This is a genomic window from Paucibacter hankyongi (assembly GCF_037482915.1).
Classification (GTDB): Bacteria; Pseudomonadota; Gammaproteobacteria; order Burkholderiales; family Burkholderiaceae_C; genus Paucibacter_A; species Paucibacter_A hankyongi.
The window spans coordinates 45,458-58,359 of record NZ_JBBHJX010000001.1 but is presented as its reverse complement, the minus strand read 5'-3'; the positions used below and the strand labels follow the sequence as shown (position 1 = coordinate 58,359).

11 protein-coding genes are annotated in these 12,902 nt (G+C 62.9%); 4 read left to right on the top strand and 7 right to left on the bottom strand.

Features of this window, described 5'->3' with window-relative positions; genetic code table 11:
* Positions 1-15: 15 nt before the first annotated feature.
* A complete protein-coding gene (locus WG899_RS00245) occupies positions 16-1,734 on the bottom strand; it encodes a methyl-accepting chemotaxis protein (RefSeq protein ID WP_339593612.1) in 1,719 nt (572 codons plus the stop codon).
* Between the two features lie 205 nt (positions 1,735-1,939).
* Between WG899_RS00245 and WG899_RS00240 the strand changes: the two genes are divergently transcribed.
* On the top strand, positions 1,940-2,725 hold the full coding sequence (locus WG899_RS00240) for a type III pantothenate kinase (RefSeq protein WP_339593611.1): 786 nt from the start codon (positions 1,940-1,942) through the stop codon (positions 2,723-2,725).
* Between the two features lie 34 nt (positions 2,726-2,759).
* Here the strand turns inward: WG899_RS00240 and WG899_RS00235 are convergent, their stop codons facing one another.
* From WG899_RS00235 to WG899_RS00210, 6 genes are all read right to left on the bottom strand, one after another.
* Positions 2,760-3,545 (bottom strand): potassium channel family protein, encoded by a 786-nt coding sequence (locus tag WG899_RS00235; protein WP_339593610.1) that lies wholly within the window; start codon positions 3,543-3,545, stop codon positions 2,760-2,762.
* A 96-nt stretch (positions 3,546-3,641) separates the two neighbouring features.
* On the bottom strand, positions 3,642-4,952 hold the full coding sequence (gene hslU / locus WG899_RS00230) for an ATP-dependent protease ATPase subunit HslU (RefSeq protein ID WP_339593609.1): 1,311 nt from the start codon (positions 4,950-4,952) through the stop codon (positions 3,642-3,644).
* Complete coding sequence (gene hslV / locus WG899_RS00225) at positions 4,949-5,497, bottom strand: ATP-dependent protease subunit HslV (protein WP_339593608.1); 549 nt, start codon at positions 5,495-5,497, stop codon at positions 4,949-4,951. The genes hslU and hslV overlap by 4 nt, the downstream gene beginning before the upstream one ends.
* A gap of 66 nt (positions 5,498-5,563) precedes the next feature.
* A complete protein-coding gene (locus WG899_RS00220; protein ID WP_339593607.1) occupies positions 5,564-7,360 on the bottom strand; it encodes an STAS domain-containing protein in 1,797 nt (598 codons plus the stop codon).
* A 107-nt stretch (positions 7,361-7,467) separates the two neighbouring features.
* On the bottom strand, positions 7,468-8,244 hold the full coding sequence (gene dksA, locus WG899_RS00215; protein WP_444718806.1) for an RNA polymerase-binding protein DksA: 777 nt from the start codon (positions 8,242-8,244) through the stop codon (positions 7,468-7,470).
* Between the two features lie 101 nt (positions 8,245-8,345).
* Positions 8,346-9,392, bottom strand: a complete 1,047-nt coding sequence (locus WG899_RS00210; protein ID WP_339593605.1) for a CobW family GTP-binding protein — start codon at positions 9,390-9,392, stop codon at positions 8,346-8,348.
* Positions 9,393-9,530: 138 nt separating this feature from the next.
* Between WG899_RS00210 and WG899_RS00205 the strand changes: the two genes are divergently transcribed.
* The 3 genes from WG899_RS00205 (at position 9,531) to glyQ (ending at position 12,901) form a co-directional block, all read left to right on the top strand.
* The gene (locus tag WG899_RS00205) at positions 9,531-10,406 is read left to right on the top strand and encodes a CorC family transporter (protein ID WP_339593604.1); all 876 of its coding nucleotides are present in this window, start codon (positions 9,531-9,533) and stop codon (positions 10,404-10,406) included.
* Positions 10,406-11,875, top strand: coding sequence for an apolipoprotein N-acyltransferase (gene lnt, locus WG899_RS00200; protein WP_339593603.1), 1,470 nt, complete (start codon positions 10,406-10,408; stop codon positions 11,873-11,875). The genes WG899_RS00205 and lnt overlap by 1 nt, the downstream gene beginning before the upstream one ends.
* 81 nt (positions 11,876-11,956) lie before the next feature.
* The gene (glyQ, locus tag WG899_RS00195) at positions 11,957-12,901 is read left to right on the top strand and encodes a glycine--tRNA ligase subunit alpha (RefSeq protein ID WP_339594207.1); all 945 of its coding nucleotides are present in this window, start codon (positions 11,957-11,959) and stop codon (positions 12,899-12,901) included.
* The last annotated feature ends 1 nt before the right edge of the window (position 12,902 follow it).

Here is a 12,902-nt window from a genome sequence, read left to right as displayed (position 1 = left end):
CTGCCGTTCGGCGGTTTAGAAGGTTTCCCAGTCGCTGTCGTTGCCGACGGTTTCCGCGGCCGGCGCTTTGGGCGCGGGCGCCGGGCTTGCGGCACGGGCAGTGGGCGCTGGCGCCTTCGACGTGTTGGCGCTTGAGGCCTTTGGCTTGAGGGTGGCCTGACTGCTGATTTGCGCTGACTTGGCGCTAGCGGCGACGCCGCCGACCTTCGCGCCGTTCTGAACCTGCGCTGTCCTGGCCATGGCGCCCGAGGACTTGCCGCCGTAGCTCGCCCCTTGCAGCTTGAATTCGCTGACCAGGCCGGCCAGCTTGCTGGCTTGATCGCGCAGGGACTCGGCTGCTGCCGCGCTTTCTTCCACCAAGGCGGCGTTCTGCTGGGTCATCTGGTCGAGTTGACCGACCGAGCCATTGACGCTGCTGATGCCCGAGCTTTGCTCGACGGTGCTGGCGCGGATCTCGCCAATGATGTCGGTGACCTTGCCGACGCTGGCGACGATCTCGTCCATGGTGCTGCCGGCGTCTTGCACTAGGCGGGTGCCGGCCTCGACCTTGTCCACGCTGACGCCGATCAGCGCCTTGATTTCCTTGGCCGCTTCGGCGGAGCGCTGCGCCAGTGAGCGCACCTCGCTGGCCACCACCGCAAAGCCTCGCCCTTGCTCGCCGGCTCGCGCGGCTTCCACGGCGGCGTTCAAGGCCAGGATATTGGTCTGGAAGGCGATGCCGTCGATCACGCCAATAATGTCGTTGATGCGCTTGGAGCTGCTGTTGATTTCTTCCATGGTGGCGACCACCTGGCCGACTACCTGGCCACCGCGTTGCGCCACCTGGGCGGCGGTGCTGGCGAGTTGATTCGCGGTGCTGGCGCTGTCGGCGCTTTGGTGCACCGCGCCGGTCAGCTGACCAATGGCGCTGGCCGCTTGCTGCAGATTGGAGGCGGTTTGCTCGGTGCGCTGGCTCAGGTCCAAGTTGCCGGAAGCGATCTCGGTGCTGGCGGTCTGGATGCTGTCGGCGCTGCGGCGCACTTCGCCGACGACGCGGTTGAGCGCGTCTTGCATGGCGCCCAGGGCGGCCTGCATGGCACCGATCTCGTCCTGGCGGTCATGCGCGATGGGGCTGCTGAAGTCGCCGCTGCCAATGCGTTCGGCCTGTTGGGCCAGCAGATGCAAAGGCTGGCTGATGGCTTTGACCAAGAAGCGGGTGGCGATGGCCAAGCCCAGCACGATCAAGCCCATCACCAGGGCCACCATCCAGACGGTGCGCATGCGCTCGGCACCGGCGGCCTCGCGCAGGCGATCGGATTTGTCCAGTTGCAGCTTGATGAAGACTTGCTGTGCGTCCAAATAGGTCTTCAGTTGGGCGCTGCTCTTGCCGGCGCTGTAGTCCTCTTGGGCGCGCTTGATCTTGTCGAGCAGGGGCTTCTCTTCGCTGTCGGTGCTGAGGGCTTCCAACTGCTTTTGCAGATCGGCGCTTTCGCTCGCATTGGCTTGGGCCTCGGACTTGGCGGCTTCGGGCAAGTCGGCCTCTCCGGCGGCGGCCAGGCGTGCGCCCTGGGTCTCGACCAGACCGCGCCAGCGCAAGGCCATCTCGATCTTGTGCTGTTGCTCATGTTGAGTGGCTTGGGCCTTGGTGATCAGGCCTTGGGTGCGGCTGGATGCCACCGTGGTCATCAGGACCACAAAAACTGCCAATACGATCACCGGCATCCATAAGCGTGCCGAGATGGAGAGAGACTTCATAGCGCTGCCGTGTCCAAACTGTTCGGGCCTGCGGCATCGTTTGTGCCGCTTAGCTGTACCGGTTGCGCCTAAGCGTGACCGGGCCCGATGGAAAGATTTGACTCCCGTTGCACGATATCGTCGCAGGCTTCGCCATCCTGAGCGCCAAATTGCAGTGAAAGAGCTGTTAGGCTGGCATTAGTTGACAGCTTTCCATCTTGCTTTCATGAGCTTTCTGGCCATCGACATTGGTAACACCCGTCTGAAATGGGCACTCTATGCCTCGCCACAGCCCGGCGCCGTGCTGTTGGCGCATGGCGCGGTGTTTCTGGAGACCATTGATCAATTGGCCGAAGGCGATTGGCGCCATCTGCCCGAACCGCACAGCGTGCTCGGTTGCAATGTGGCGGGTGACGCCGTTCGGCGCCGGGTCGAGGAGCAGCTGGAGTTGTGGAATGTGGAAGCCCGCTGGGCGGTCTCTAGCGCCCAGGCCGGTGGCGTCAGCAATGGCTATGACCACCCCGGGCGGCTCGGTGCGGATCGCTTTGTGGCGCTGATTGGCGCTCGCTCGCATGTGGTGGCGCGCTGCGCCACTGGCGTGTATGCCCAGCCTCGCGCGGCCTTGGTGGTCATGATTGGCACGGCGGTCACGGTGGATGCGCTGGACGCCGAGGGCAAGTTTCTGGGCGGGCTGATCCTGCCCGGCCACGGCATCATGCTGCGCGCCCTGGAAGGCGGCACGGCCGGTTTGCGCGTGCCCACCGGCGAGGTCAGGGAGTTCCCCACCAACACCTCGGATGCCTTGACCAGCGGCGGCACCTACGCCATCACGGGCGCGATCGAACGCATGCACCGGCATCTGAGCAAGCGCGCCGGCGAAGCGCCGGTGACCTTGATGACCGGTGGTGCCGGCTGGAAGGTCTCGCCCACGCTGGAGATCGAGCATGAGTTGATGGACTCGTTGATCTTCGACGGCATGCTGGCGCTGCAGTCGCACCGCTTGGCGCTTTAGTCTTCGTCGTTCCTTAAGTCTTTGCCGACTCGACTCAGTCTGGGCCTGATTTCATCAGCGCTTTCAGATCGGCCAGTTCCTCATGCACCTTGCGCAGCTGCGCATGCATATCGCGCAGGATGTCTTGCTCCATGCGGCGCTCGGACGACTCGACCCAGAAAGACGCAATGGCCGCAGTCACCAAAGACAGCACGGCGTAGCCCAGCAGCACCACGAAGACGGAGAAGATCTTGGCCGCCGAGGTGCTCGGCACGATGTCGCCATAACCCACCGTCGCAGCGGTGGTGAAGGCCAGCCAGAGGCCGTCGCCCAAGGTTTTGACGCGGGGCTCCAAGGCCCAAAAACCGACGCCGCAGAAAAACAGCACCAGCATGGCCAGGGCTAGCAAGTAACCCAAGCCGCCGCGGGTGACCCAGAATTTGATGGCCCACACCATGCGCACCAGGGTCTGCAAGGCGACGAACAAACGCAGGCCGAGCGCCAGTTCGGAGTGCACGCTGGGAGGCAGCAAGGCCGCCGCCAGCAGCCCGACAACCAGCATCAGATCCATCGCATTGCTGCGCAGGTACTGTTTGGGGTGGCTGACTTGCCGCGCTACCAAGGCGAGCGACAGCATGATCAAGCCGGCCGCACCGAGATAGATGCCCACCGCCAGCGGCGTGGGCAGGTTCTCCAGCAACTCGATATAGAAGGCGGGAATGGTGCACAGCAAGCCGATCAGCACCGGCCAACGCCAGCGCCTTTCGGTCCGCAAGGCGGCTGCATTCATGGCCGGCGGGCGGGCCAATCCCCAGGTGCGCGTGGTCAGACGGTGTGGCATGGGTGGCTAGCCTAGGGCCGCAAGGCCCGGCGATGCTTGATGTGGGTCAAGCATCGCATGGAGCCACTGCCTGCGTCCGAAAAATCAGAGCGGAAGTTAGAGGATGAAGCGTGACAGGTCTTCGTTCTTCGCCAACTCACCCAGCTTGGCGTTGACCTGGTCGGCGCCCAGTGTGATGGTCTGGCCTTGCAGCTTGGGCGCGTCGAAGCTGATCTCATCGAGCAGGCGCTCCATCACCGTGGCGAGGCGGCGGGCGCCGATGTTCTCGGTGCGCTCGTTCACTTCGAAGGCGATTTCGGCCATGCGGCGGATGCCGTCGGCGCTGAACTCCAGTGTGACGCCCTCGGTGGCCAGCAAGGCCTGGTACTGCTTGACGAGGCTGGCATGGGTGCTGGTGAGGATGGCCTCGAAGTCATCGACAGACAGCGAGCTCAGCTCCACCCGGATCGGGAAACGGCCCTGCAACTCAGGGATCAGATCGCTGGGCTTGGCCAGGTGGAAGGCGCCAGAGGCGATGAAGAGCATGTGGTCGGTCTTGACCATGCCGTACTTGGTGTTGACCGTGGTGCCTTCGACCAGCGGCAGCAAGTCGCGCTGCACGCCCTGACGCGACACCTCGGCGGAGCCGGTCTCCGAGCGTGAGCAGACCTTGTCGATTTCATCGATGAAGACGATGCCCATTTCTTGCGCCGCTTGCAGGGCGGAGGCCTTGATCTCGTCCTCATTGAGCAGCTTGGCGGCTTCTTCTTCCACCAGGTGCTTCAAGGCCTCGGCAATGCTGAGCTTGCGGGTCTTTTTCTTGCCCGCACCGATCTGCGAGAACATGCTCTTGAGCTGCTCGGCCATGTCCTCCATGCCGGGCTGACCCATGGGCGTGAGGATCTCCATGCTGGGCTTGGCATCGAGCAGATCGAGTTCGATCTCTTTGTCGTTCATGCTGCCTTCGCGCAGGCGTTTGCGCATGATCTGGCGGGCGGTGTTTTCAGCGTCGCTGCCGGGCACCAGGATGTCCAACACCCGGTCTTCGGCGGCATCTTCGGCGCGCAGGCGCTGGCGCTTCATCTGCAGCTCGCGCTCTTGCTTGACGGCCACATCGATCAGGTCGCGGATGATGGCGTCCACGTCTTTGCCGACATAGCCGACCTCGGTGAACTTGGTCGCTTCCACCTTGATGAAAGGCGCACCGGCCAAACGGGCCAAGCGGCGTGCGATCTCGGTCTTGCCGACGCCGGTGGGGCCAATCATCAAGATGTTCTTCGGCGTGATCTCGGCGCGCAGCTTGTCATCGACCTGCTGGCGGCGCCAGCGGTTGCGCATGGCAATAGCGACGGCGCGCTTGGCGGCGTTCTGGCCAACGATGTGCTGATCCAGTTCGGAGACGATCTCCTGAGGGGTCATGCTGCTCATTCCAGCGTTTCCAGGGTGTGGTTGTGATTGGTGTAGATGCACAGATCGCCGGCGATTTCGAGCGACTGTTTGACGATCTCGGCGGCGCTGAGCTCGCTGTGTTTGAACAGGGCGCGCGCGGCGGCTTGTGCATAAGCACCGCCGGAGCCGATGGCGGCGATGCCATGTTCGGGCTCCAGCACATCGCCATTGCCGGTGATGATCAGGGTGGCGGTTCGGTCGGCCACGATCAACATGGCTTCCAGCTTGCGCAGCACCCGGTCGGTGCGCCAGTCCTTGGTCAGCTCGACGGCGGCACGGGTCAGATGGCCCTGGTGCTTCTCGAGCTTGGCTTCAAAGCGCTCGAACAGGGTGAAGGCATCGGCGGTGGCGCCGGCAAACCCGGCCAGCACCTGATCGCGGTGTAGCTTGCGCACTTTGCGCGCGCTGGCCTTGACGACGATATTGCCCAGCGTGACCTGGCCGTCGCCGCCAATGGCGACCTGATTGCCTTTGCGCACACTGACGATGGTCGTGCCGTGAAAGAGGGGAGATTGTTGGTCCATAGCCGCTCCATCTGAGGCCAAAGACCGCGACTTCAAGCGCTGCGACTTTGTCAGCAGCGCGAACCCTCAGACTTGGCGCACCTTGATCTTGGCGTGCTCATTGATGCCCATGGCCACAAAGAACAAGGCGACCAAGCGGTGGGCATCGCTGAAGGTGACGCTGCGGTTCTCACTGCGCCGGCTCAAGACCCAGTTCAGCAGATCGCCCGCGGCCATGAAGTCGAGGCGGATCAAGCGCGGGCAGCTGATGTTGATGACGGTGGCAGCGCCGAGTTCTGTGGTCATCTGGCTCAGCCGCTCCGAGATGTCGCCGCTGAGCTGGCCGCTCAGCTCCAAGGTCACGCCGGGGGCCAGCGCCCCGTGCTCGGTCATCTGCGATTCGAGAAAACTGGTCGATTGTTCGGAGTGGATGGAATTGGTCGGCGGGCCATTGGTGGACAAGCCGACCCCGCCAAGCCGCACCCGGCATTGGCTACGCTCCCAGCTGGGCGGGGAGACTTCATAGGTCACGCAGTAATCGATCGCGGCTTCATCGAACTGGTCCGGCCGGTTGACCAGGCGCAGCGCCTCAAGGCGCAGCATCCACAGGGCCGGGTCCACCTCGCGCACGCCGACCGGTGCCAGCTCGGTCAATAGTTGCAGCAGGTGGTCGCCGCCGAGCCAGCGCATATCGATCTGCTGCGTGGCCCAGTTGCGGAACACGCCGCGCAGGCGGCCGCTGGCCTCGCTGTCCAATTGGCGCAGCGCCGACCAGTCCAAGACCCAGGGCATCGGCAAATTTTGGCAGCGTGTGTCCAGTTGCTGTACCGATTCGGCGCTCAGCTGTTCGGGCGCCGACCAACTGACGCCGCCCGATTTGCCCATCGGTGCGCGCACCGAGCGGGCTGCCTCGGCCAGCATCTTGGGCATCGAATACCACTGCGGGGCCGACAGACCGAACAGCTGCGCGTAGTCGAGCGCCAAGGCCTCGAACTTGGCGGCTTGTCCGGTGGCGCGGAACAGGTCGAACATCACCAGCCAGGTGTCGCCTTGCAGATTGCGCTGCCCACCCGGCCGAATCAATTCATTGATGCCGCGTTCGCAGCTTTCGTAGTCGGCATTGGCGAAGGCAATGACGGCTTCGTCCAACTCGGGGTCATGCGCGATCTCGCGCAATTCGGCCATGGGAGCACGTTGCGCGACGCTGAAGCTGAGCGGCATGTCCAGCGGGGGCAATTCCCGCGCCTGTTTGGGCTCGGGCAGATTCGGCAGCACGCTGGGTTTGGCGTCGGACAGTGGCGACATCGCCGCCCCCATCACCACGGCAGCCGGCGGCGGCTCTAACTCCAGCCGCTCCAATTCCTCTGCCGATGCGAATTCACTGACGCGTCCACCGGATGGCGACGCCATTACCGTCGGAGCCGCCGGCTCGTTGCTGGTGGTGGGGGCAAACTGCTGCGGCGTGGTGCTGGTTTCGAAGAATCCGGCGGGATGCTTCGGCAGGGCCTGTGTGGTGGGGAAGTGCTCCACCGCCATCTGCTGCTCGATCTCGTCGATCTTGGCCTTCACGCCCAAGTCGATCTTCGAATTCATCTCGCTGATGCGGTCTACATCATCAAGCCGCGACGAGGCGGCCGAGCCCAGGGCCGCCAACTGCTCGGGTGTGAGGCCTTCGCGGCGGATGCGGCGCAACATATCGAGTTCGCGCTTGCGTACAAAGTCATTGCGGCGCTTGCGGTCGACCATGGCGCGTAGTTCGGCCTTGGCCTGATCCCCCTCGGGGTCATCTTGGCGTGAGTTGATTTCAGCCCAATCGGTGGTTGGGTTGGCCACAAAGCGCGCGACTTTGCGGAAGAAGCTCTCGCCGTCTTTCGGTTCTGTCATGCGCGCTGGACCTGTCGTGACTAGGTGATCGATCAGTCCTGGCCCTGTGGGCCAAGATCTGAGTTGCAGGTGCGGGCGCTTGTCATTAGCGTCCGCCAGGCCTGCACTCAGTCCCCAAACATCTTCTGCTTCATTTCGCGGCGTTGCTGGGCTTCCAGCGACAACGAGGCTGTCGGACGGGCGATCAAACGGCCCAGGCCGATCGGTTCGCCGGTCTCGTCGCAATAGCCGTACTCGCCGTTGTCGAGGCGGGCCAGCGATTGGATGATTTTTTTCAGCAGCTTGCGCTCGCGGTCGCGGGTGCGCAGTTCCAGGGCGTGCTCTTCCTCGATGGTGGCACGGTCGGCCGGGTCCGGCACGATGGAGGTGTCTTCGCGCAGATGCTCGGTGGTTTCACCGGCATTCGACAAGACGCCGTTCTTCAGTTCGGTCAGCTTGGCGCGGAAGAATTCGATTTGCTTGGCGCCCATGTACTCGGACTCGGGCATGGCCAGCACTTCGGCATCGGTCAACTCGTTGCCGGGCTTGGTTTTCCAAGCATTGGCCAGTTTCGGGTCGGACTTGGCGGCTTTATTGCCGTTTTGGGGGCTTTCGATCACGGGGCTATTCATTTGTCGCGTTGGCGGCTTCGGAGGGGCGAATCGGTCAGCGAAGCGGCTGGTTCCGGTCGGTGTGGGGCTGGCGTCTAGCGTGGCAAGCCCGACCTCGGCATCTGCCTTGGACTTGGAAGCCGCCTTGGCCGTGGTCTTGGCTGCGGACTTCTCAGAGGCATCGGATTTCGAGGCCTCAGACGTTGTCGGAAGGGCGGTTTTCGGGGCCTGGGTCTTGTTCACGTTGCTCTCCTCGCTCTGGCAGTTTTGGGTCTCTGTCAGGCTAGATTTCAGTCGGGACCAGCTAGTTCTCGCACTTTAGGCGCCGCGGATTGTAGCCACGTTCATTGAACGCCTAAATCTTGCTTGAATGACGATTGTTTCTATCTGTCACTTCAGGCCAAACAGCCTTCCATGCCTTGCAACAAGATCTCTTTGGGAAGGTCGATGCCGATGAAAACCATTTTGCTCGCCTTTTTCTCGCCCGGCATCCATTTCGGCCCCAAGTCTGAACCCATCAACTGGTGCACGCCCTGAAAAATCACACGTTTGTCGGTGCCTTTCATATAGAGCACGCCTTTGTAGCGCAGCATCTTGGGCCCGTAGACCTGCACGATGGCGCCCAAAAAGTCTTCCAGCTTGGCGGGGTTGAAGGGACGCTCTGACTTGAAGACAAAGGACTTCACATCGTCGTCGTGCACGTGGTGGTGCGGGTGATTGCAGTGCTCGCCGTGCTCATGATCGTGGTCATGGTCGTGATCATGCGCGTCGGCGTTCAGGAAGTCGGGGTCGATTTCCAGCTTGGCGTTCAGGTTGAATCCGCGCAGATCAAAAATCTTGGCCAGTGCCACTTCACCAAAGTGAGCCACTTGCTGCGGCGCCCGCGGATTCATGTGCTTGATGCGATGCGCCAGCGCGTCAACCTTGGCGGGCTCCACCAGGTCGGCCTTGCTGATGAAGATCTGGTCGGCAAAACCGACTTGGCGACGCGCTTCCTGGCGGGTGTTCAGCTGTTCTTCGGCATGCACCGCGTCGACCAGGGTCAAGATCGAGTCCAGCAGGTAGCTTTCGGCGATCTCGTCGTCCATGAAGAAGGTTTGTGCTACCGGGCCGGGGTCGGCCACGCCGGTGGTTTCGATCACCACACGGTCGAACTTCAGTTCGCCCTTGCGGCGCTTGGCGGCCAGGTCGGAGAGGGTGGTGCGCAGGTCTTCACGGATGGTGCAACAGACGCAGCCATTGTTCATCTGGATGATCTGCTCTTCGGTATCGGCGACCAAGATGTCGGTGTCGATGTCTTCCTCGCCGAACTCGTTCTCGATCACGGCGATCTTCTGGCCGTGAGCCTCGGTCAGCACGCGCTTGAGCAGCGTGGTTTTACCGGAACCGAGAAAACCCGTCAGTATGGTGACGGGAATGAGGCCTTTTTGTTCGTTTGACATGATGGTCGGGTGCCGAGGCACAGAGAAGAGCACAGAGAAATCCAGCCCCTGATATGGGGGCGGGTGACTGTCCTGCAAGAGGGCAGTCATGTCAATCGGTTATTCTGCAGGCCTGTGCAACTACGACACGAAGTCCCTGTGTCTGAACCCCATCCTAGTCGGCCCTCTCATCGAGGGGGCCACAAACAAGCCGCTGAACCCCGCAGTCTGCTGGACCGTATGCTGGAGTTTCTCCATCCCGGACCGGACTCCAAGAGCGAGCTGATTGAGACCCTGGCCTCGGCCGAGCAGCGTGAGCTGATCGAGCCCGAATCACGCCAGATGCTGGAAGGCGTGCTGCGCATGGCCGAGCTCAGCGCTGGTGATGTGATGGTGGCGGCGCCGCGCATGGACCTGCTGGATATCGAGGCGCCCTACGACGAGTTGCTGTCCCTGGTGATCGATGCCGGTCACTCGCGCTTCCCGGTCTTTGACGGCCAGCGCGACAACATCATTGGCATTTTGCTGGCCAAGGACTTGCTGAAGATCCAGCGTGCGCCCGAGTTGAATTTGCGCGCCCTGCTGCGCCCGACCGTGTTTGTGCCCGAAAGCAAGGGCCTGAATGAGTTGCTGCGCGACTTTCGTTCGAACCGCAACCACCTGGCCATCGTCATCGATGAGTTCGGCAACACGGCCGGTTTGATCACGATTGAAGATGTGCTGGAAGAAATCGTTGGCGAAATCGAAGACGAGTTCGATGACAAGGACGGCGAGTCCAGCATCTACACCTTGGCCGATGGCAGCCAGCGCGTCGCAGGCGACACCACCATCGCGGCCGTCAATCAGGCCTTTGCGATCGAATTCCCGGAAGACGAATTCGACACCATCGGTGGCCTGATCGCCCAGGAGCATGGCCGCGTGCCGCGCCGCGGCGAGGTGGTCGAGGTGGGCGGCTTGCGCTTTTCGGTGATGTTGACGCGCGGCGGTGCGGTGCGCTGGTTCAAGGTCACCCGAGCCGATAAGCCCGCCGCCTGATGCGCGGCCGTCTTGCCGCAGGGCTGGCGCTGTTGGCCGGTCTCTTGCACACCGCCTCTTTTTCGCCGCTTGAAGCCTGGTGGCTGCAAGTGCTGGCGCTGGCCGTTTTGGCGCGACTGACTTGGTCGGCTACGCCGCGCCAGGCGGCACTGTTGGGTGGTCTGTTTGGCTTGGCCTGGCTGGGCAGTGGGGTTTGGTGGATCCACGTCAGTCTGCATCAGTTCGGTCATATTCCCTGGCTTTTGGCGGTGCTGGCGATTCTGCTGCTGGCGGCTTTTTTAGGCGCCTATTACGGCGCAGCGATGGCGCTGGCCGCCTATTTGCGCGGTACTAAGGCCTATGCCGGTTGGCGCCTCCTGATCTGGCCGGCCTGTTGGCTGGCGGCCGAGTTGCTGCGCGCGGGCCTGATGACAGGCTTCCCCTGGATCGTGGCCGGTTATGCCCACACGGTGGGCCCGCTGGCCTTGTGGGCGCCGTGGATTGGCGTTTATGGCATCACCGCGCTGGCGGCCTTGAGCGCCATGGCCTTGGCTGGCCTGAGCCGGCGGCGCTGGCGCCCGGCCCTGGCCATGCTGGCCTTGGTGGGGGGCGGCATGTTGCTGCCGCAAGACTTCAGCCAGAGCGCCGGCACGCTGCGCGTCTCATTGCTGCAGCCCAATGTGCCGCAGGATCAAAAGTTCGACCGCGATCTGATGGAGGCCAATCTCGAGCGGCTGGCCGGCCAGATCGAGTCGGCGCGGGGTCAGGTCGTGCTGACGCCGGAGTCGGTGGTGCCCTTGCCGCTGGACTACTTGGACCCGGCCTACCTCGAACGCCTGCAAGGCAGTGCCCAAGAGCGGCCCTTGCTGCTGGGTATCTTTATTGGTGACGAGCGCAGTGGCTACGTCAACTCGCTGGTCGGTTTTGGTGGCGGCGAGCCCTATGACTATGGCAAACGCCATTTGCTGCCCTTCGGCGAATTCATTCCGCCCGGCTTTCATTGGTTTGTGCGGGCGCTGCAGATCCCGATGGACGACCAGGGCCGTGGCCAACACCAGCGCAGCTTCCATGTCGCCGGCCAGCGCTTGCGCCCCTTGATCTGCTACGAGGATTTGTTCGGCGAAGACTTTGTCGACAGCGCCAGCGGCGAGGGCTCGGCCACGGTGTTTTTCAATGCCAGCAATCTGGCCTGGTTCGGAACCTTGATGGTGCAGGACCAGCATTTGCAGTTTTCTCAGATGCGGGCCTTGGAGTTTCAGCGCCCCTTTGTTCGTTCGACCAATACCGGCGCCACCGCCGTGCTCGACCACCATGGCCGCGTCACCGCGCGGCTGGCGCCGGCCACGGCCGGTGTGCTGGAGGCCGAGGTCGAAGGACGCAGCGGCAGCACGCCCTATGCGCGCTGGTTGAAGGCTTGCGGACTCTGGCCCATGTGGCTGGGCCTGGCCTCGCTGCTCGGCTTTGCGGCCTGGCGTCGGCGCGCCTCGTAGAATCGGGCGCAGTTTCAAGTCTGTCGCCCCGCTCGGGGCGTGCAGGCTTCCCTCAATGATCGGCTTTTCACCACCATCACCATGCTGAGCTTCCAGCAAATCATCCTGACCCTGCAGGACTATTGGTCCAAGCAGGGCTGCGCCTTGTTGCAACCCTATGACATGGAAGTCGGCGCCGGCACCAGCCACACCGCCACCTTTCTGCGTGCCCTCGGCCCCGAGCCCTGGAAGGCCGCTTATGTGCAGCCGAGCCGCCGTCCCAAGGACGGCCGCTATGGTGAGAACCCGAATCGCCTGCAGCACTACTACCAGTACCAGGTGATCCTGAAGCCGGCCCCGGCCAATATCCTGGAGCTGTATTTGGGCTCGCTGGAGGCCTTGGGCTTCGACCTGAAGAAGAACGATGTGCGCTTCGTCGAGGACGACTGGGAAAACCCAACCCTCGGCTGCTGGGGTCTCGGTTGGGAGGTCTGGCTGAACGGCATGGAAGTGACGCAGTTCACCTACTTCCAGCAAGTGGGCGGCATCGACTGCAAGCCCATCACCGGCGAGATCACCTATGGCCTGGAGCGCCTGGCCATGTACCTGCAGGGCGTTGAGTCGGTCTACGACCTGGTCTATGTCGAGGGCAAGGACGGCGCGCCGGACATCAAGTACGGCGATGTGTTCCATCAGAACGAGGTCGAGCAGTCGACCTATAACTTCGAGCACAGTGACGTCGAATTCCTGCTGGCCGCCTTCGCCGCGCATGAGAAGCAGTCCAAATACCTGATGGAGCAGAAGCTGGCGCTGCCTGCCTATGAGCAATTGCTGAAGGCTGGCCACAGCTTCAATCTGCTGGACGCACGGGGCGCCATCAGCGTGACCGAGCGCGCCGCCTATATCGGCCGCATCCGCAACTTGGCACGTGCCGTGGCGCAGGGTTATGTGGACAGCCGCGCGCGCCTGGGCTTCCCGATGGCGCCAAAGGCCTGGAGCGATGAAGTCCTGGCCCAGATCGAAAAGAAAAACGCAAAGGCAGCCTGAG

Excerpts from the sequence above, each read along its gene's own strand:
- WG899_RS00245 (WP_339593612.1), bottom strand. The coding sequence starts at position 1,734 with ATGAAGTCTCTCTCCATCTCGGCACGCTTATGGATGCCGGTGATCGTA.
- WG899_RS00240 (WP_339593611.1), top strand. The coding sequence starts at position 1,940 with ATGAGCTTTCTGGCCATCGACATTGGTAACACCCGTCTGAAATGGGCA.
- WG899_RS00235 (WP_339593610.1), bottom strand. The coding sequence starts at position 3,545 with ATGCCACACCGTCTGACCACGCGCACCTGGGGATTGGCCCGCCCGCCG.
- hslU (WP_339593609.1), bottom strand. The coding sequence starts at position 4,952 with ATGAGCAGCATGACCCCTCAGGAGATCGTCTCCGAACTGGATCAGCAC.
- hslV (WP_339593608.1), bottom strand. The coding sequence starts at position 5,497 with ATGGACCAACAATCTCCCCTCTTTCACGGCACGACCATCGTCAGTGTG.
- WG899_RS00220 (WP_339593607.1), bottom strand. The coding sequence starts at position 7,360 with ATGACAGAACCGAAAGACGGCGAGAGCTTCTTCCGCAAAGTCGCGCGC.
- WG899_RS00210 (WP_339593605.1), bottom strand. The coding sequence starts at position 9,392 with ATGTCAAACGAACAAAAAGGCCTCATTCCCGTCACCATACTGACGGGT.
- lnt (WP_339593603.1), top strand. The coding sequence starts at position 10,406 with ATGCGCGGCCGTCTTGCCGCAGGGCTGGCGCTGTTGGCCGGTCTCTTG.
- glyQ (WP_339594207.1), top strand. The coding sequence starts at position 11,957 with ATGCTGAGCTTCCAGCAAATCATCCTGACCCTGCAGGACTATTGGTCC.